Source organism: Mucilaginibacter sp. SG564, from assembly GCF_013149275.1.
GTDB lineage: Bacteria > Bacteroidota > Bacteroidia > Sphingobacteriales > Sphingobacteriaceae > Mucilaginibacter.
In genome coordinates, this window is the sequence record NZ_JABGNA010000014.1 from 1 (window position 1) to 21,023 (window position 21,023).

Here is a 21,023-nt window from a genome sequence, read left to right on the forward strand (position 1 = left end):
AAACAAAATCATACACCGAATCTTTGCTGTCATTAAAAACCAAATACCTTATCAAAATCATTTGCTTTTATCATAGAAATCGCAATGACGCGTTTGTTATTAGAAAACCCGTTTTTGCCTTAGGCAAAAACGGGTTTTCTACAGCTTTTATCACTCCCCCTTTAGGGCCGGGGCTTAAACCACCATATTCACAATCCGGCCTTTTACTACGATCACTTTTTTAGGGGCTTTGCCGTCCAGGTATCGTTGTACATCGGCGTTGGCCAACACAAATTCTTCAATAGCTTTTGGTTCAAGGCTTAATGATATATTGAGGTTCATTTTTGTTTTACCGTTGATAGAGATCGGGTAAGCAAACTCGTCCTCAACCAAGTAAGCGCTGTTGAATTTTGGATACGGCGCATAGGATAAACTACCGGCAGGGTTACCTAACAAGGTCCACAATTCCTCACAAATGTGCGGCGCGTATGATGACAATACGATCACCATATCCTGCAAAATGGCGCGGTTGTTACATTTCAGATCGGTGAGCTCGTTTACCGCGATCATAAAGCTGGATACCGAGGTATTGAACGAGAAACGCTCCACATCTTCTTCTACCTTGCGGATGATCTTGTGTAACGATTTTAACTCTGCTTTTGAAGGCTCTGCGTCAGATACGCTAAACTCCCAGGCTTCATTGTGGAACAAACGCCAGAACTTACGCAGGAATTTAAACACGCCTTCGATACCATTGGTATTCCATGGTTTGCTTTGCTCCAGTGGGCCCAGGAACATTTCGTACATGCGCAGGGTATCGGCGCCGTAACGGCTGATAATGTCATCCGGGTTAACTACGTTGAACTTGGACTTTGACATTTTTTCAACCTCAACACCACAAATGTATTTGCCGTTTTCCAATATAAAATCAGCTGTTTCAAACTCCGGTCTGAATTTTTTGAACTTTTCCAAATTCAGCACTTCGTTCTCTACAATATTCACATCCACATGTAATGGTGAAGTTTTGTAGTCTTTGATCAATCCATGAGACACGAAAGTGTTGGTTCCACGCCCCTCTTCATCAATTAAACGATATACAAAATTACTACGGCCCTGTATCATCCCTTGATTGATGAGCTTTTTAAAAGGCTCCTCCTCAATTACCAGGTCCAAATCTTTCATAAACTTATTCCAGAAACGGCTGTACAATAAGTGCCCGGTAGCATGCTCGCTGCCGCCGATATATAAGTCGACATCTTTCCAATAAGCTATGGCCTCTTTGGATGCAAATTCCTGATCATTGTGGGCATCCATATAGCGGTACCAGTACCAGCTGCTACCAGCCCAGCCGGGCATGGTGCTCAATTCATATTCGCCTTCTGGATGTTTCCAACCTTCTGCTCTACCTAATGGCGGCTCGCCGGTTTCGGTTGGTAAGTATTTATCCACTTCGGGCAATAACAATGGTAAATGCTGTTCTTCAATTAAATGAGGCAGTCCATCTTTAAAGTATACCGGCACAGGCTCACCCCAGTAACGCTGACGGCCAAATATGGCATCGCGCATTCTGAAGTTTACCTTGGCTTTACCGGCGCCAATGGCTTCCAGTTTGGCTATCACCGCGGCTGTCGCTTCTTTGTAAGCCAGGCCATTCATAAAGTCGGAATTGATATACTTACCTTCTTTGGTTGGGTCGGCTTCGTTTTCAATATTTTGTATGTCGATAATAGGTACTATCGGCAGGTTAAAATGCTTGGCAAATAGATAATCGCGCTGATCGCCCGATGGTACGGCCATTACGGCCCCGGTACCATATCCCGCCAAAACATAATCAGCTATCCATATCGGGATCCTTTCGTTATTCAACGGGTTCAATACGTAGCTACCGGTAAAGGCACCAGATACGGTTTTGGCATCAGCCATCCTGTCCAGCTCCGATTTCTTTTTAGTTTGAGCGATGTAGGCTTCAATATCAGCTTTTTGTTCAGGCGTAGTTAAAGCAGCCACCAATTCATGCTCCGGCGCGATCACCAAAAAGGTAACCCCAAAAATGGTATCCACACGGGTGGTGAAAACTTCTATGAATTCGTGAGTGGTGAGCGATGAGTGGTGAGTGGCTTTCTCAATCGGAAACTTCACACTTGCACCAGTGCTTTTGCCTATCCAGTTGCGCTGCATTTCTTTCAGTGGCTCGGGCCAGTCAATAGTGTCAAGGCCTTGCAATAGGCGTTCGGCATAGGCGGTGATGCGCATGCTCCACTGCATCATTTTCTTTTGTTCCACAGGGTAACCACCGCGCTCGCTAAAGCCGTCTTTTACTTCATCATTAGCCAACACGGTACCTAAGGCTGCGCACCAGTTTACGGTGCTTTCGCGTAAATAGGTAAGGCGGTATTTTAACAGTTCATTTTGCTGTTCGCGGTTGCCCAGGGCTTTCCACTCGTCAGCAGTAAAACTCAAAACTTCTTCATCACTTACAGCATTAATACCTGCTGAACCTTTTTGCTCAAAATGTTCTACCAATTTGGCAATGGATTCGGCCTTATCGGCATCCTTATTATACCACGAGTTGAACAGCTGCATAAAGATCCACTGCGTCCATTTATAATAATCGGGCGAGCTGGTACGCACTTCCCGGCTCCAATCAAACGAAAAACCGATCTGATCTAACTGGCGGCGATAAGTAGCAATATTGGCTTCGGTAGTAATAGCAGGGTGCTGACCGGTTTGTATGGCATACTGCTCGGCCGGTAAACCAAAGCTATCGTAACCCATAGGGTGCAGCACATTAAAACCTTTTAAACGTTTATAGCGTGCAAAAATATCAGAGGCAATATAACCCAGCGGATGGCCCACATGCAGCCCCGCACCCGATGGGTAAGGGAACATATCCAGCACATAATATTTAGGTTTGGCGCTTTTATCTTCAGCTTTAAAGGTTCCGTTCTGGGCCCAAAACTGTTGCCACTTTTGCTCTATATCTTTAAATTGATAGTCCATTTTATTGTTTACACGTATGAGGTTGCGAAATTAAGAAAATACCTATTAGTTTGGTAGTATATTGATGCTTTGTTTGTTATGTTCTGCGGATAATATTCTCCTGGCGATAGTTTTACCTTTCATTATCCGCGCAAATTAATTTGCTTTCCCTTTATCTTAATTCATTGATAATAAGTTAAATTTGCACAGAATACCAAACCTTTATTATGAAACAATACTCCAAACTCACCTTTTTATCACTTGCCTGCATCGCTATTACTTACTCGGCTTGTATGAAATCGGCCAATATTAATAACAAAAGCAATCCCAGTACGGTAAGCACCAAAGTGGTAAGCAGCAACGTAGTGATGAACCTTAAACAGATACTATACGGTGAATATGGTTCCTTCAATATTGCTGATGGTGCCAATATGCCCCAAAATATGGATCAAAACCACAAGGGGCGCCTTAAAGTACAATCCACTCAAAGTCCGGATTGCGATTTTAAGATAGATACGGCATTTCAGTTCGGTTTGGATCTGAGCGACACCGCCAAATTCAACATCTGGAACAAGATCAAATATAACGTACAATGCACGGGCGGTACGCTTTCGGGCATCAGTGTGTATGATAGTTTATATGTTACCATTACCTCCAACGATTACATCGCACTAACCAAAAGCGGCGAAACACTCAACATGAAGCTGTTAACACCAGGCAATAAGAACTCGCAGCTATCCATGACCGGCTCTATGAATGTTTATGCCAACTTACAAGCCAAAACAAAAGCAGAAAAAACGAGTATTTCCAGCTATAATTATTCGTTTAACGCGCTCGTTATTGATCCTACAAAAGAGGGGGATATTATCAGCGGCTCGGCCAGCTTTGCCACCAAAGGCAGCGGTGCCGATGGTATGTGGGATTATAAGGGCACTATCCAGTTCATGGGCGGCCACCGGGTAAAAATAGTGATTAACGGTGTTACCTATACTTATGATCTGCAAACGGAGCTCCCGGTATAGCGATTCTTCACCAGGTTCAAAAAATGCAAAAAACCCGCCTAAAAAGCGGGTTTTTCTATGATATATATTTGAGTTTAATCGTATTAATTCTCTGCGTAAACGGGTTTGGCAATACCGTTATCATAAGCTTTCAAGTTCTTTTTCAATAACTTGCGGGCTACGTGGATGCGGGTTTTTACAGTACCGATCGGGATATCCAGGTGATCGGCAATTTCGTGGTATTTATGACCTTCAAAGTACATAGTGAAGGGTACATAATAATCTTCGGGTAAGCGGTCAAGTGCTCTTTTGATGTCGTCCATCACAAATTTCGCCTCGCCTTGATTTTTTGTCGAGCTGTATACCAGGTTTGGAGAAGAGATCTCGTCAGATTTGGTAACAAAAGTGCTCATTTTAACAAAACGGCGATAATTGTTGATGAATGTATTTTTCATGATGGTATACAACCATCCTTTTAAATTAGTACCCTCTTTAAACTTATTGTAATAAGTTATGGCCTTCAACATTGTATCCTGGACAAGGTCGTTAGCATCATCTGCGTCATGAGTAAAATGAAGGGCATAAGACCTTAATGAACTTGCCTGACGTAGTACTAGGGTGTTAAACTCAATCTTTGTCATTTTGTTAAAGTTTTGTATCAACACTTAGGCAACCATGATGCCACTTAAAAATTGTTTTTTTTGCCAAAACTTCAACGAAGGCGATTTTCAATAAAAAACACAACAGTGTAAAAGTTACACTATAAATGCAATCAATACACTGAAAAACAGAAGATTAAATGAAAGTTTTCAACTAAATGAAAAAGCAATGAAATTTATTTCTGTAACAAGAATGTTATACAGTTAACGTAAAACGAAAGCGAAGTTTTAGTTAGAATAAAATTATTTAACTAATAATATTCACCTCACGTTGTAGCATAACGCCAAATTTAGTGTACACACTGTCTATGATTTGCGACGAAAAACTGTACACTTCGGTTCCGGTGGCACCGCCATGGTTTACCAATACCAGCGCCTGATTTTTCCAGGTACCCGTATTTCCCACCACTTTTCCCTTCCAGCCGCATTGCTCAATGAGCCAGCCTGCCGCCAGTTTAACCAAACCATCACTGCCCGGGTAATTAACCACATCCGGGAATTTTGCCAACAGCGTGCTGAATTCATCCTGGGTGATCAACGGGTTTTTGAAGAAGCTACCGGCGTTACCTATAGTAGAGGGATCTGGCAATTTAGACACCCTGATGTGTGATACTACTTCCGAAACATCTTTAATAGTAGGCGCGGTAATGCCTCTGTTAGCCAACTCCTGTCCTATGGCACCATACTGCGTGTTGACATTAGGAATAAGCGATAGCTGGAATTTGACCGACACGATAATATATAAACCCTTGAGTTCATTTTTGAATACACTTTCCCGATAACCAAACTGGCAATCGGCCTTGGTAAATATTTTAAAAGTGCCCGTGGCTATTTCAAAAGCGCGGCAGCTTAAAAAGGCATCCTTTAGCTCCACACCATAGGCACCGATGTTTTGAATGGGCGATGCCCCTACCGAACCGGGAATCAGGCTCAGGTTTTCGATACCGGCATATCCGCGAGCCACGCAAAAGTTTACCAGGTCGTTCCACACCTCGCCACCGCCGGCTTCTACAAAAACATCATTGTGACTAATGCGGTGTTCTATCCCCCTTATATTCATACGGATCACCAGGCCCTCAAAATTGTTCACCAACAGCAGGTTACTACCACCGCCCAATACCAGGCGATCCATTTGCTGCCATTGCGGATCGGCAAACAGTTCAACCAGGTTATCTTCGTGGCTTATCTCCACAAAATAACGGGCATAAGCATCAATGCCAAAAGTGTTGAAGTTTTTAAGGGATACGTTTTCCTGTATTTGCAGCATATTTTTGATGTCAGCTATCGGATGTTCGATGTCGGATTTATTGGGGCGAATTTCGGAATTTTATTTTATTACTGAACTTCTGTTAGTAAACCACCGAATCAATGAACCAATGACCAAGATAAAAAACTTTTTAAACCTCCGTTTTTAACAAATTTTCACTCAAAAACGGATCAAAACAGGCCCAAAACAGCTTAAAAATTATTCAAAAACCTCCATTTTAACACTTTTTAACAAATTTTTGATGGGTTTTAAAAACTTTAAAAAGTTTTAAAAAATTGATTGTCAAATAACTAAATAAAAAACAGCCTATTTTTGATCTGTTTTATCCTTAACCAAACAGCCCGGTTCTCTGATTAAAGAGAACCGGGCCGTTGATTGATATAAATATACGAAAATCTGCTGACATTCAAAAAGGAAACTACACTAACCCTAACCGCTTTACAAAACTGTAACTATTAAGCGCTGTTTGATGTCTCCAATTATATTTAAGTAAACCTTCACTTGATAAACTATGCGTCTTATTACAGTCCTGGTTACCATCGTTATCCTTACACAAGCAGTAACCTTAAACGTTTCGGCTCAGTCAATATCTCAAAACTTTGACCGTTATTATAAAGCCCTTTATCATGACCGTGAAATGAACGGAAATATAGCCGTGGCCGAAAAAGGCAGGGTTATTTATCAACAAACTTTCGGCTTACGCGATGAGGCTAACCAAAAGCCCAATAACGAGCAAACACAATTTGAATTAGCCTCCATCTCGAAGTTATTTACCGCCACAGCTATATTGCAATTAAAAGAACAGGGCTTACTTGATCTCGATACACCATTCGCACATTACTTCCCGGAGTTTCCTTATCCTACCATTACCGTTCGTCATTTACTGGCGCATACCTCCGGCTTGCCCGACATCGAGAGTGTGATAGATCCCCTGCTTACAGCCAATCCCGACAAGCAATTCACCATTCATGACGATCTGCAAAATGTGTTGCTGTACAGTCGTAATCATGATTTAAAGTTTCAGCCAGGCGAACAATGGGGCTATTCGAGCCTGGGCTATCACCTGCTGGGCCTGCTGGTAGAAAAACTCAGTGCGCAAACCCTGGCAAACTATACCCGGGATCATATCTTTAAAGTGGCTGGTATGGCACACAGTTATGTACAAACATCGATGGCACAAAAAAGTGAAGCCAACCGGGCTAAAAATTACCAGTACAACAACCATTTTGAGATGAAACTTCAATGGGCAGACACCCTGAGCGATTGGCGCGAATGGACCTATAATCTTGCCCTCGAAACGGGCGGTGGCGGCATCATCAGCACTACCGAAGATATGCTTCGTTTTGATAAGGCACTAAATGCCGGTATATTAATAAAACAAAAAACCTTTGAAGAAGCCTGCACCCCTTACCGGCTGAACAATGGGCAACCGGCGCAGCCCTTTGATTTAACATACTGCGGATTGGGATGGTTTATTTTTAAGGATACCTCCTGTGGAAAGATCATCTGGGGCTCTGGCGCCAACCCTGGTACCATCAGTTTTTTTGCCAGTAATATCAACAAAAACCAATGTATAGTTGTGCTGCGTAATAGAAAGTGTAACTCTTTTAATGACCTGAAAGCATTGGATATGCTTTGCGGAAAAGCTGTTCCATATCATAGTTCTCTGGCATTTACTTACGCGCAAGACCTGTATAAAAACGGCCGGGTATATGCAGATGCCCGACTTGAAAAACTTTGTACCGATACTACAAACTATATTATAACCGAGAGTGACCTTAACCGTGCGTCATTAGAGTTTCGTCGTGCAGGCTTAAAAAGCCAGGCTTTGGCAATTGCCGAAACACACATCAAACTATTCCCTAAAAGCACCGGAGCTTTCAAAGATTATGCTTTAACGCTTGCCGAATATGGTCAAAAGGAAAAAGCCATCGCCGCTTATCAAAAGGCCCTTGAACTGAATCCCAATGATCATGAAAGCGGTGATGCTTTGAACAAATTAACAGGCAAAACCAAACCCTGAATGGCTTGAGGTACTCTTTAACTGATACAAATACTGCCGATAGCTTTTTGCAGCGCAGTGGCCTTTATACCTGGTATGGCTAATCCCTCCACACGGATAGAGGTAATATCGGTCAGGCCGATAAAGCCCAGGATGGTTTTCAGATAGGGCTCTACATGATCGGCCGGACGCATGGGGCCTTCAGAATAAACAGCACCAGACGTAAGGGCCAGATAAACTTTTTTCCCTTCTATCAGGGCTATCTGGTTTCCTTTATCATCGTATCTAAAAGTAAGTCCCACCCTAACTAAATGATCTATCCAGGCTTTCAGGTTTGAATGGATGCAAAAATTATACATCGGGGCCCCGATCACGATGATGTCCGCCTCTTTCACTTCCCTTATTACTTCATCAGAATGAATAATGGCTTCCAGATCTTGGGGTGTCCTGTTTTCGGGTGGTGTAAAAAAAGAGATAACATGGTTTTCTGCCAAATGCGGAAGTTCGCTTTCCAATAAGTTACGTTTTTTTACCACGCTACCGGGATAGGTTTGCATGATCTTTTCAACAATGGCATTTCCCAATTGAATGCTTACAGAAGCCTGGCCGCTCGCGCTTGATAGGATATGAAGTATCTGTTTCATTTTAATAATGGGTTTGATAGGGTTAATACAAAGTTTTTCATGTTGTTTAATGTTATTACCCCGATGACGATCGGGATTTGGGGAATAGGACAAGCGACGGATTTTTTTCACCACAGCGCATGGCATCGACTCACCCCGACATCGCTGCGCTTGTCAACCCCTCTCTCCGCTTCGCGCATAAGACCTCACCTAAGTCCTCTCCAAAGGAGAGGACTTAGCTTTAAAAGTTTCTTAGCTCCCTCTCCTTTGGAGAGGGGTTGGGGTGAGGTTTCTTTCCGCCGCAGGCGAAGATAGGGTGGTATAGCGAAGCGTAGACTGGATGAGTCGACTCTGCGTCATGTTATTACCCACGAAGGTCTGATCATGGGCTTTACCCCAAGGAGAACTACAGTCAAGTCAGGCAACAAAAAAACTACGTTTTTTTTCGTTTTATAGCCACTATAGCCATCAGCATGACAACAACCCCCACCCATTGCAGCAAACTTATCTTTTCGCCCAGGAAAAGCCAGGAACAGCACATGGCCACCGGGAATTCCGCGGTCATGAGCACCGAGCTTTTAAAGTGACCAGTTTTGGGTATGCCCGCGGCAAATAGCAGCGGCGGGATAATAGTACCAAAAAGAGCCAGGAACGCACCCCATTTCAATAGTTGCATATTAAAATGGTGAACGGCTGCTAATTGATGACCAGTAAGGATGATCAGCGAAACAGCCGAGCCAAGGATCATGACTGAGCTTTTGGTTAAAGAAGATCCCTCATATTTTAACCTGCTGTTGATCAAAATAAAACCAGCGTAAAATAAGGCGGATAACATACCATACAATATACCTATAGCCGGCAGATGGCCATTTTGTGAGCCCAGCATCCCGCTGGCCATAATGGTGGCTATCCAGATAACACCGATGATCAGCAATTGAATGGCCGTTGGCTTTTTATTAAAAAACGCCCACTCCAAAAATATACCTATCCAGGTAAATTGCATAAGTAATACAATAGCCACCGAAGCCGGGATATATTTTACAGAAAGATAGTACACATAGGAGGTTAGGCCAATGCAGCACCCGGTAAGCAATAAGTAAAGCCAGGTTGATGCCGGTATGGAGGCGCCTCCTGGTTTTTTATTGTACCTCTGGATTAACGTTAATGTACTTAACACGATAAAACCGATGGAAGCCTGCGTAACGCTGATCTCCTGGATGGTGTAGCCGGCCTGGTAAGCCAGTTTTACAAAAGTAGAAAGTATACCGTAGCTGCATGCCCCGGCAAATACCATAAACATATATTTGTTCATTGTTGCGGTTGAAATAAGAAAATAGAATGGCTAAAAAATGAGATAGCGCGAAACAACCGCCTGATGCAGGAATATGCTAAAGCTGTATGTTACAGCAATAACCGGTTGCGCCGCTTAAGCAACAACAACTGGTGGAGGAAGTACCGAATTGAATGGTAACATGATGATAATAATTACAGCTGCAATGTAGGTATAATAGTATTTGTAGTCAAGCGATGAATTCTTATATCTGTTAAAGAAACCCCTTCCTCCCCTTCCCGAGGGAAGGAATCGCACTTACCCCGGGCTTTTTTTGTTTATGGCTTTTGTCCCCCGAGACGAAGCTAAAGTTCCCTCCCCACGGGAGGGGTGCGGCTGGTCGGAGCGGTGGCAGGGAGGGGTTCATACGCCCTGCTTTTCGCGGCCGCTCGGCTCCTGCCGCGTGACAACTATTTGCAGGCCTCTGGCCTGCGATTAAATATCACTTTGTCTTCTACAGCGGCCGGAGGCCGGTTAATAATGGTCACTCGGCTGGAGCCGACAGGTGTTGGGAAGACATAAATTTATACCGAACGTTGTCATTTCGATGAGCAGAAGCTGAGGCCTGGGCGGGAGGGCGAAGAGAAATCTTGTACGATTTGCTTATCTCAGCGTATAAGATTTTTCGCTGCGCTCAAGAGATAGTTTCTCCTCGTACCTCGTCGAAATGACAACTTTTTCTTCTCCCCAGCACTTGAGGGCTGGAGCCGAGCGACTGCCGGGTCTTTACATAAAAACCCAAACACGTTTGTCATGCTGAGGAACGAAGCATCTGTTATTAAGCCTTCCAATCGCAGAATAGATCCTTCACTCCGTTCAGGATGACAAAACTGTTCAATTTAGCCCATGGTCGGTGTTATCACCGCACCATTAACAGAAACTTATAACCCCTTACCTATCCTCACCAAATAAAACCGCTCCAAAGTACCCAACCTGCTGGTTTTGATGATGAATGGCAAGATAATGTTTTCGCGGGGATAATTGTAAAATGCCTGTACTATCCGGAAATCGGTATGGTTCTTTTCCAGTTCGGCTTTTAAGCCGTCGTCTATCAATATAAGGGCTTTGTTGTGCGTGGCTGCCTGGGCCATACTCATAAAAGTTACCGGCTGGTGGGTGTAAAAATCAAAGGCATTGGGCACATCAAAAGCGGCGATGATTTCGTCGTTAGGATAATGCTGGTTGATGTATTCGGCAGCGTGCACATCGCCTTTAAATTTCAATAGTGTTGGATAAACCACGCCTACAAGGTAAGCGTTAACCCATAAACCTATTATCACCGTTAATAAAAACAAGGCCCGTTCCCGGTTGCCGCTGTTTTTATAAATATATAAGGTAATGCCAATAAGCAAGATACTGAGCGCTACAAATACGGGCCAGCGCTCGGGTGCGAAAACAAAGTTGAGCAGCGTTACCGCGATGATGAGCAATACCACAATAGTATACTGAGCGATGGTGAAGAACTTGTTTTTGTTCTGGATCACCTCCCTAACAAAACCAGCTGTGATGATAGCGAAAAAGGGAAACAGGATATTGGTATAAAAGGGCAGCTGAAACTTGGATATCGAAAATATCAGCAGCATCACCACCGAACCACTGATGCTGATATACTCGGGCAGCTTTACTCCTTTGATCATTTTGCCGATATGCCTGATAAGCGCGTAATAAAACACCAGCATCCACGGCGCGAAGGCCCACAATAATGTATGCAGAAAAAAGAACACGCTGCCATGACTGTTGCGGATAAAACTGTTGTTATTGAAACGACCGAACTGGCTATCCCATAAAAACCAATGAATACCCGATATGCCTGTTTTGCCAAACACCACTTTTTCGGGGTGCATATCAAACTGTATATATAAGGTATAAATTTCGGGCAGGGTAAACACGCAAACCAGTACAAAGGCCAGCAGCCATTTCCAGTGGAACAGGCTTTTAATATCTTTTTTAAACAGGTAATCGCCAATGATGGCGCTGCCAATGGGGATGAGCAGGTAAATGCCCTTGGTCATCACGGCGCAGGCGGTAAACAGGGCGCCGAGTAAAATATCGGCCCAGCCAAAGCGCTCTTTGAGTTGATAAAAGTGATATACGGACCCCATCAGCAAACCCATAATATAAGGCTCGGCCCGCACATCGGTGTTCGACATGAGTCCGTGCTGCGCGGTAAGCAATATCAGTACCGCAATAAGGGTAGTTTCCTGATCGTAAAACTTGCGGGCCAGTTTATAGGTATATAGCACCGACATCAGGAAAAACAACAGGGCGGGTAACTTATAGGCTATGGTATTGATGCCAAAGATCTTAAAGCTCAAAGCAGCCATCCAAAAAGGGAAGTGCGGTTTATCCAGCCAGTCCTTACCATGATAAATAATATCAGTAAAATTATTGCTTTGGGCCATACCACGGGCCAGTACGCTGTACAAACTGGGATCATCGGTAAAGTATTTGATGCCAATGCCGGCTATATTCACCAGTATGCCCAATGCCAATACTACGATGTATGGCTTTTTATACGCGGAAGATAAAGTGCTTACTGAACTGTTCACCAGGGGATATTTAGGGTACAAAATAACACATTATAAAACGAAAAGGAAAACCATAGTCGTCCCGATCGCAGATAGAGATCTTTTACGATGAGCTTATCCGCGTATAAGATCTCTATCTGCGTTCGAGATGACAATTGTTTTTACCCGCTCTACTTTATCGTTTTTTTAAAGGCAGGGACATGTGCGATTCCTTCCCTCAGAAAGGAACAATGTCATTATTTAAGGTTACTCCGTAGGAGTAAAAGCTTTGTAGAAAACAAAGAATAAGTATTTAGCATGCCGTAGGTATGCAACCGAAGTACAGTACCTACGGCACTGGTTTTGCTATCGAAATTTCCCTACAACGCTTTAACCCCGATGGGGTTTACAAAAAAGCCTAACTTAATCACAACCATCCGCCCGAGGGGAGGGAATTAAAATCCTGGAATAAAGCTTAAAGCCCTCTCCTTTGGAGAGGGTTGGGTGAGGTGTTACTCCTTCCAGGGCAGATACTTAGGCGATATTTCTTTCAATGTCGGGTTAACCGGGTTCAGAGTTTCGCCATTCAATATCTTTTCATATAATCCCAGGTAGCGCTGCGCCATTTTTTGAACGGTAAAATATTCCATGGCGTAATCATGGCAATGCTGGTTATTAAAAGAATCCACATCCTTAAGCGCTGTTGTTAACGCAATTTTGCTATCGTTCAGGAAACCAACCTCCGCCGGTACCAATTCCGGCAGCGAGCCATAAGGTGTGCCGAATACCGGGCAGCCAAAATACAGACTTTCGATAATGGCCAAACCAAAAGGCTCGTGCCATAAAACAGGAAACAGCAAAGCCTTGGAAGCATTCAACACTACCGACTTTTGGTCATTATCAACCATGCCCTTAAACCGTACATTTAAATTTGGCGTAAAGCGCAGCCCCATCTTCAAGTTTAAACGTGTGCCGCCCAGTACCACCAGCTTGTTGTGGCTTTGAGTGGCTATATCAATAGCTCCTTTTACGTTTTTAACGCGCCAGGCCGCTTTAGCCAAAAAGTGGACATGGGTGCGTTTTTGTTGCAGATCGGGCTTGGGGTAATCATCAGGATCGAGACCGTGGTGCACATACATGGATGACCCGTGGCGGGCAGCGTGATTAGCCGATACAAATACTGAATTTTGATCAAGTGTCTGGCCGTAGCCGGGATTGTTGTGTACATTAACCAGGTATGGCTTTTTTGTAAATCCGCTAACCTGAAAATGGAAGTGCACCACATCCACATCATCCGACACCTGTTGGTTCATATCCACAGCAGGGTCATAAACCAATACTTTCGCGAACGGACAGGCAGAACCAGCGCTTACCAAAAAAGTAACCTCATGGCCCAGGCGGTTAAGCTCTTTGCCCAGCCACCAGATCATCCTTTCGGTACCACCATATTTGGCAGCCGGTATCACAGTATTGTTAACGATTAATATTTTCATGCAGGCGATGAATGTAAGCGCCCGAATTTCGGAATTTTAATTTGGATTGGAAATTTCCGACATCAATCGCCGTGTGCGCTAAAACCTTGCAATAAATTGAATTTTATTTATAAATCTTGAGTTTTATAAGCAATGCATGTAAAAACCACTACGCAAACGTTTGATAAATCAATAAAATAGGTTATCAACTCTTTTTTTAAAGAAAATTCACCCAAAAAAACCACACAAATGATGTAAATCATCCAAATAAGGAAGATATTTCCTCATTTAATTTTACTAATTTTCACATTACCAATATAATCTACCAACTTTTTTAATTATTTTAGAAACTTCATTAAGTTCTTAACAATTCAACTAAAAGAAATGGATTCTGTTATCAAAGCCGAAAAAGCGGCAGTAAAAAGCTCAGGGATCAACCCTATCATTATTATAGGCGCGTTATTTTTCATCTTCGGGTTTGTAACCTGGTTAAACTCGGTATTGATACCCTACTTAAAAATTGCCTGCCAGCTTAATAACATCGAATCATTTTTAGTTGCGAGCGCTTTTTACATTGCCTATTTGTTAATGGCCAAACCATCGGCCTGGCTGCTTAAACTATTTGGCTTTAAAAATGGCATGGCTGTAGGTTTGCTCATTATGGCGGTTGGCGCACTCATATTTATCCCAGCGGCATTAACGCGCACTTATGCTATTTTCCTGATCGGCCTATTTGTACAGGGTTCGGGATTGGCCGTTTTACAATCTGCCTCAAATCCGTATATCACTATAGTTGGCCCGCCCGAAAGCGCTGCCAAACGTATCAGCATTATGGGTATCTGTAATAAATTTGCCGGTGTGCTGGCGCCAATTGCATTAGGTGCCGTAGTGTTAAAAAACATCGACGCTTTTACAGCTAACCTGGCCAAATTGGATGCCACTCAAAAAATAGCCGAATTGAATGAACTGGCTTCCAGGGTAATTTTGCCTTATATACTTATTGTTATTGTATTGGCAGTATTGGCCGTGCTGATCTATTTTTCGGGCCTGCCAGAAATTGATACAGATCATGAAGACGAAACTGTAGCGGCTGCCAACTCGGGCAAAACCAGCGTATTCGAGTTTCCACATTTGATATTGGGTGTAATTGCCCTGTTCCTGTATGTAGGTGCCGAAGTTATAGCCGGCGACTCTATCATCAGCTATGGTGTTGCGCATCATATACCACTATCTACCGCCAAATATTTTGCTTCTGGTACATTGGCTTGTATGGTTATAGGTTATATAGCGGGTATTTTATTTATCCCTCGTTACATTTCACAGCAAAAGGCGCTGGTATACTCGGCCGTGTTGGGAGTGATTTTAACCGCGGTTGCCTTAATTGTTCCTAAATATGCCTCTGTGGCTTGTATTGCTCTTTTGGGGCTGGCCAATTCATTAATGTGGCCTGCTATATGGCCATTGGCTTTGTCTGGCCTGGGCCGGTTCACCAAGATCGGTTCGTCATTACTGGTGATGGGTATTGCAGGCGCAGCGGTTTTCCCACCTATTTATGGCTTCCTGGTCGACAGCTTTAAAACAAGCCTCGGCCCCGAAGAAGCAGCGCAAACCTCGTATTGGATCCTGTTGCCTATTTACTTGTTCATACTTTATTTTGCCGCTATTGGGTATAAGAAAGGGAAACATGTGATAGCGGTGTAAGATTTTCTGAACCTTGATTTTGGGGATTTTAGGATTACCTTGATTTTTTTAAAAATAATCACGCCCATCTTTAAATCCTAAAAATCATGGTTCAGATACTATTTCCTAAACCACTTTCGGCTGGCCACCAGTAACCCAAACTCTTCCGAAGGGTTTTTCTGTGTGGATTTATGATGTATTTTATGCGCCCTGCGGATACCTGCCAGGTAACGGTTGTTACTCCTGAACGCTTTAAAGCGATTATGAATAAACCAATCGTGAAAAATAAAATAGATGATTCCGTATATGCTGATGCCAGCACCTATCCAGAAGTGATAGTCTAAAGCAAGGTGCCCCAGCCACATCAGCCATAAAGCAAAGGCCGCGAAACCGATGCTGAACAGATCGTTCAGCTCAAACCAGCCATGCCTTTCCTGGTGGTGCGTTTTATGAATAAACCACAGCGGCCCATGAAACAGGTATTTATGCATAGCCCAGGATAATAATTCCATCAGGGCGATGGTAAGCAACACGATACCAATGTTTAAAAATACCGTTGTAAAGTTGAAATGTTGCAAGGTTGAAATGTTACTTTTTCTTCTTTTCGGCCTCAAACTTCTTTAGATAATCAATTAGTGATTTCGTTTTACCCGAGAATTCAATACTTTTTGCATACAAATCATTATACACCGTACCATTGATCTTACCCGATCTGTATAAAATCACCAATTTATTTCTAAACTCGCCGGATGAACCTTTTGCATAGTTTAAAAATCTGATAAAATCAGGGTTGTTGTTATACTCAAACCCTTCTGCAATATTATCAGACATAGAACAAGCTGCTCTTCTTATCTGATCTTTCATTCCCCAATCAGATTTCAGAGGCTCAGTATCGCACAGTGAATAAACTTCAACTGCAATTGAAACAGCTAAATTCCAGATATCTAAATCTTCAAACTTTTGAAACTTACTCAAACAGCGTTACAACATTAAAACATTCCAACCTTACAACAAATAAACTACATATGTATCGGCCTGTTGTCGGTAGCTGCTAAGCAGGCTTCGCGCATAGCTTCGGTGTAAGTTGGATGGGCGTGGCTCATGCGCGAAATATCTTCGGCGCTGGCACGGTACTCCATAGCAACTACAGCCTCGGCTATCATATCTGCAGCCCGTGGACCAATCATGTGAACACCCAGTATCTCGTCGGTAGTGGCATCGGCCAGTACTTTCACAAAACCGTCCAGATCGCCACTGGCACGTGCACGGCCGCTGGCTTTGAATGGGAACGATCCTATTTTATATTTTACACCGGCTGCTTTCAGCTGTTCTTCTGTTTGACCAACGGCGGCAACTTCGGGCCAGGTATATACTACGCCCGGGATCAGGTTATAATCAATGTGTGGTTTCTGACCGGCAATGATCTCGGCAACTAAAGTACCTTCGTCTTCGGCTTTGTGGGCCAGCATGGCGCCTTTAATTACGTCGCCAATAGCGTATACACCTTTCACGCTGGTTTCCAGGTGATCGTTAACGGTAATTTTTCTGCCGCGTTCTTCTACAGTGATGCCTATCTTATCCAAACCTAAACCATCGGTATAAGCCACACGACCAACAGCCACCAGGCAGTAATCGCCTTTAAGCTCCTGTTTTTCCCCTTTAGGCGTATCAAAAGTTACAGTCACCTCTTTACCTTTTACGGTAGCGCCGGTAACTTTGTGGTTCAGGTAAAACTCCATGCCTAATTTGGTCAATACTTTTTGCAGTTCTTTACCCAAAGCTTTATCCATAGTTGGGATAATGCCATCCATAAACTCAATTACAGATACTTTAGCGCCTAAGCGGGCGTAAACAGAACCCAACTCCAAACCAATAACACCACCGCCAATCAGCACCAGGTGTTTAGGTATCTCGGTGAGGGTTAAAGCTTCGGTTGAGGTGATGATGCGTTTTTTATCGATCTTCAGGAATGGCAGCGCCGATGGTTTTGAACCGGTAGCTATGATCACATTTTTGCTGGTGATCTCGGTTTCTGTGCCATCGCTCTTTTTAACGATGATGGTATTTTTATCTTTAAAAGATCCAACACCGTGATGGGTATCGATCTTATTTTTCTTCATCAGGTAAGTGATACCGCTGGTATTGGCATCAACAACTTCCTGCTTGCGTTTGATCATCTGGCCGAAATCAATTTTCAGGTTATCCAGGTTGATACCATGCGTTTTAAAAGCATGGGCAGCATTATGGTAATGTTCAGACGAATCCAATAAAGCTTTTGACGGGATACAGCCTACATTAAGGCAAGTACCGCCAAGGGTATTATATTTTTCAACAATCGCGGTTTTTAAACCAAGCTGGGCACAACGTATAGCGGCTACATAGCCACCCGGGCCCGAACCGATAACGATAACATCATATTGCATAGTAGTCTATTTTGTGGTTGGCAAAGTTAATGGTTATTAGGCTATTATTTTATAGATTAATGGTCAAAATTCGCAATACTTATCTACCCACACTTTGATCAGCGCCACCCTGTCCTTTATAAATTTAGGGCCAAAAAACAGGTTCGACCAATCGTCGAAGTTCTCATACTGAAAGCCCAGGTAAAATATCCAGAAGCCTACGCCCAGGTATGGAATGGCATTGATCTCCTCAACTGATACCGGCCTCACTTCGCGGTAAGCTGCTATAAAAACCTGGTACATACGGTCGGCTTCTTCGTCGGTCAGCTTACCCGTAAATACATGCATAAAAAAATGCACAAAAAACGACATCAGATCGTTTGCCAGATGGCCCTGCCCCGCAAAGTCGAAATCAAAAAAGGTGATCTGGCCCTTGTCGTCAAAATGAAAATTCTTCGGCAAAAAATCATACTGGCAATAGCCATAGCTAAATTTTTCGGTATCAAACGTATCCAGCTTTTGAATTACCCGCGTGGCTATCTCCTTTAAATAAGCGTATTCATCCGGAAGATCGGCAAAAGCCGGTTCCAGAACGTTCAAAGGAACGGTTAGCGTGGTATCCTTGGTATAAGCTTTTCTGGCATAGTTTAGCTTCACCACCGCGGTGATGTTATGAACCGCGGCCATTTCGCGGCCAACGGTTTTTAGTTGTTCATCATCAAGATCCAATACGGGTTTACCTTGCGCGTAGGAAAGTACAATGCCATAACGGGTGCCTTCGGCGGCATCAAACTTTTGTATCTGCCCACCAAAAATATCAACCAGTGGGTACGATACTTTTGCCCCATACTCTTTCAGCATATTCAGCAATTCCACTTCGCCCTGTATCTCGCTTAGTGAACGGTGCTGGTCGCGATAAATTTTTAAAATATACCGGGCATCAGCGGCGGTTAAAACATAGGTATCGCTTACGCCACGCAGTAAATACTTGCAGCTTACCAGGTTTATACCATACGCCGCCGTTATATAATCTTTTAAGGCAAGGGCCGATAATGTGGAATACTGGGCGGGAAATGGTGTCATGGCAGAGGTTGATAATTATAAAAAAGAGATAGTAACCAGCTTTTATTTAAATTTATTGCAACAATGATGCAACAATAAATTGAATTAACGATTTACTTGCTAAATTAGGCGTTTAATTTGACTGATCTCATGAAAAAAGTTTACTCACTTTTTGCACTGTTATTGATGTGCAGCATTAACGCTTTTGCTCAAAGCGATTATGTGAAAGAACATTTTACCAAAAAAGACGTGTACATCACCATGCGCGACGGTAAAAAGCTTTTCACCTCCATTTACACACCCAAAGATGCTTCGGCCAAAAACAAGTATCCTATCCTGATGCAGCGTACCTGTTACAGCGTGGCGCCATACGGCGAGGATAAATACCCGGCACGTTTGGGCCCGTCGGAAATCACCATGAAAGAGGGCTATATTTTTGTATACCAGGATGTACGCGGTCGCTGGAAAAGCGAAGGCACCTGGACCAACATGACCCCGGTTATTGATAACAAAAAAAGCAAAACCGATGTTGACGAAGGTTCTGATACTTATGACACTATTGACTGGCTGGTTAAAAATGTAGCCGGCAATAATGGCAAAGTCGGTCAGTATGGTATCTCCTATCCGGGTTTTTACACCGCGGCAGGTATCCTGTCAAACCATCCGGCCCTCAAAGCTTCGTCACCACAAGCTCCTATATCTGATTTCTTTTTTGACGATTTTCATCATAACGGTGCTTTTATTGAAGGTTACTTTTTCACCTTCCCGGTTTTTGGTGTTCAAAAAACCGATACCACCAGCAAACCCTGGTACACCATGCTTAAGCCTAATAGCAAAGACGGCTACCAATATCTGCTGGATATGGGTCCGCTAAAAAATGCCGATAAATTTTACCACGATAATTTCTTCTGGCAGGAAACCATCAACCACCCAAATTATGACGAATTCTGGCAAAAACGTGGCTTGTTAAAACACTTTGGTAAAGTAAAACCTGCGGTAATGCTGGTAGGTGGCTGGTTTGATGCGGAGGATTTGACCGGTCCCCTGGCTATTTACAAAACCATCAACAAAACCGATCCCAATGCTTATAATACCATTGTGATGGGTCCGTTCGGGCATGGCCGCTGGTCGCGCGAAACCGGGCACACCATGCACAGCAACGTTTACTTTGGCGATAGCATAGCTACTTTTTATCAGAAAAATATCGAGGCCAAATTCTTTAACCATTTCCTGAAGGGTAATGGCGATAAAAACTCTGGTCTGCCAAATGCCTATATGTACAATACCGGCAAAAAAGAATGGGCCACTTTTGATAAATGGCCGGCTCCAAACGCGGTTCACCAAAAAATGTATTTAGGTGCCGATGGTAAACTGGCTGATGCGCAACCAGGCACAGCAGGCTCGGTATCATTTGTGAGCGATCCATTGAAACCGGTTCCTTATACCGAAGATAATACTACCACTATGGGCTTTACCCCGCACAACTATATGAGCGAGGATCAGCGTTTTGCCGGCAGGCGCACGGATGTGCTGGTTTACCAGACCGACGTATTGAATGACGATGTAACCCTTGGCGGCGAGATCATGGCGCATCTCAAAATAGCCACCACCGGTACCGATGCCGATTTCATCGTAAAACTGATTGACGTGTACCCTGCCGATGAGCCCAACAACCCGTACATGCCCAACAAGAATATCATCCTGAGCAATTACTGGCAAATGGTACGCTCGGAAGTGATGCCAGCACGTTTCCGCAATAGCTTCGAGAAACCAGAGGCTTTGGTAGCTAATCAAAAAACGGATGTTAACTTCCGCCTGCAGGATGTGTTGCATACCTTTAAAAAAGGTCACCGCATCATGATCCAGGTACAAAGCACCTGGTTCCCGATCATAGCACGTAACCCGCAAAAATTTGTGGAAAACCCTTACAAGGCCGACGAAAGCGATTACATCAAAGCCACCGAAACTGTTTATAACGACAGTTTTATTGATGTGCAAGTATTGAAATAAAACACTATCCCAGCCCTTCTCCTTACGGAGAGGGGCTTTTTTATTAAAAC

15 protein-coding genes are annotated in these 21,023 nt (G+C 43.4%); 4 read left to right on the forward strand and 11 right to left on the reverse strand.

Going from position 1 to position 21,023, the window contains the following annotated elements; translation table 11 throughout:
• Positions 1-174 precede the first annotated feature (174 nt).
• A complete protein-coding gene (leuS, locus tag FHW89_RS24655; RefSeq protein WP_172337723.1) occupies positions 175-2,979 on the reverse strand; it encodes a leucine--tRNA ligase in 2,805 nt (934 codons plus the stop codon).
• Positions 2,980-3,185: 206 nt separating this feature from the next.
• Between leuS and FHW89_RS24660 the strand changes: the two genes are divergently transcribed.
• Positions 3,186-3,980: a hypothetical protein gene (locus tag FHW89_RS24660; protein WP_172337724.1), complete on the forward strand. Its 795-nt coding sequence runs from the start codon at positions 3,186-3,188 to the stop codon at positions 3,978-3,980.
• Positions 3,981-4,063: 83 nt separating this feature from the next.
• Here the strand turns inward: FHW89_RS24660 and FHW89_RS24665 are convergent, their stop codons facing one another.
• Positions 4,064-4,600: an RNA polymerase sigma factor gene (locus FHW89_RS24665; RefSeq protein ID WP_076376152.1), complete on the reverse strand. Its 537-nt coding sequence runs from the start codon at positions 4,598-4,600 to the stop codon at positions 4,064-4,066.
• 265 nt (positions 4,601-4,865) lie between these two features.
• Complete coding sequence (gene murB / locus FHW89_RS24670) at positions 4,866-5,885, reverse strand: UDP-N-acetylmuramate dehydrogenase (RefSeq protein WP_172337725.1); 1,020 nt, start codon at positions 5,883-5,885, stop codon at positions 4,866-4,868.
• A gap of 511 nt (positions 5,886-6,396) precedes the next feature.
• Between murB and FHW89_RS24675 the strand changes: the two genes are divergently transcribed.
• Complete coding sequence (locus FHW89_RS24675) at positions 6,397-7,908, forward strand: serine hydrolase (protein WP_172337726.1); 1,512 nt, start codon at positions 6,397-6,399, stop codon at positions 7,906-7,908.
• A gap of 17 nt (positions 7,909-7,925) precedes the next feature.
• Here FHW89_RS24675 and FHW89_RS24680 read toward each other — a convergent pair whose 3' ends face one another.
• The 4 genes from FHW89_RS24680 to FHW89_RS24695 form a co-directional block, all read right to left on the reverse strand.
• A complete protein-coding gene (locus tag FHW89_RS24680) occupies positions 7,926-8,531 on the reverse strand; it encodes an FMN-dependent NADH-azoreductase (protein WP_172337727.1) in 606 nt (201 codons plus the stop codon).
• A gap of 412 nt (positions 8,532-8,943) precedes the next feature.
• The gene (locus FHW89_RS24685; RefSeq protein WP_172337728.1) at positions 8,944-9,822 is read right to left on the reverse strand and encodes a DMT family transporter; all 879 of its coding nucleotides are present in this window, start codon (positions 9,820-9,822) and stop codon (positions 8,944-8,946) included.
• Positions 9,823-10,721: 899 nt separating this feature from the next.
• The gene (locus tag FHW89_RS24690; protein WP_172337729.1) at positions 10,722-12,389 is read right to left on the reverse strand and encodes a glycosyltransferase family 39 protein; all 1,668 of its coding nucleotides are present in this window, start codon (positions 12,387-12,389) and stop codon (positions 10,722-10,724) included.
• A 470-nt stretch (positions 12,390-12,859) separates the two neighbouring features.
• A complete protein-coding gene (locus tag FHW89_RS24695) occupies positions 12,860-13,840 on the reverse strand; it encodes a glycosyltransferase (RefSeq protein ID WP_172337730.1) in 981 nt (326 codons plus the stop codon).
• A 363-nt stretch (positions 13,841-14,203) separates the two neighbouring features.
• Between FHW89_RS24695 and FHW89_RS24700 the strand changes: the two genes are divergently transcribed.
• Positions 14,204-15,520, forward strand: coding sequence for a sugar MFS transporter (locus FHW89_RS24700; RefSeq protein ID WP_172337731.1), 1,317 nt, complete (start codon positions 14,204-14,206; stop codon positions 15,518-15,520).
• A gap of 98 nt (positions 15,521-15,618) precedes the next feature.
• Here FHW89_RS24700 and FHW89_RS24705 read toward each other — a convergent pair whose 3' ends face one another.
• The 4 genes from FHW89_RS24705 to FHW89_RS24720 form a co-directional block, all read right to left on the reverse strand.
• Positions 15,619-16,077: a sterol desaturase family protein gene (locus FHW89_RS24705; protein WP_253952315.1), complete on the reverse strand. Its 459-nt coding sequence runs from the start codon at positions 16,075-16,077 to the stop codon at positions 15,619-15,621.
• Between the two features lie 10 nt (positions 16,078-16,087).
• Entirely contained in the window at positions 16,088-16,474 is a 387-nt protein-coding gene (locus FHW89_RS24710) for a four helix bundle protein (RefSeq protein WP_172337732.1), read from the reverse strand.
• 44 nt (positions 16,475-16,518) lie between these two features.
• On the reverse strand, positions 16,519-17,922 hold the full coding sequence (lpdA, locus tag FHW89_RS24715; RefSeq protein ID WP_172337733.1) for a dihydrolipoyl dehydrogenase: 1,404 nt from the start codon (positions 17,920-17,922) through the stop codon (positions 16,519-16,521).
• A 63-nt stretch (positions 17,923-17,985) separates the two neighbouring features.
• A complete protein-coding gene (locus FHW89_RS24720) occupies positions 17,986-18,984 on the reverse strand; it encodes a phosphotransferase enzyme family protein (RefSeq protein WP_172337734.1) in 999 nt (332 codons plus the stop codon).
• A 129-nt stretch (positions 18,985-19,113) separates the two neighbouring features.
• Between FHW89_RS24720 and FHW89_RS24725 the strand changes: the two genes are divergently transcribed.
• The gene (locus tag FHW89_RS24725) at positions 19,114-20,973 is read left to right on the forward strand and encodes a CocE/NonD family hydrolase (protein WP_172337735.1); all 1,860 of its coding nucleotides are present in this window, start codon (positions 19,114-19,116) and stop codon (positions 20,971-20,973) included.
• Positions 20,974-21,023 lie beyond the last annotated feature (50 nt).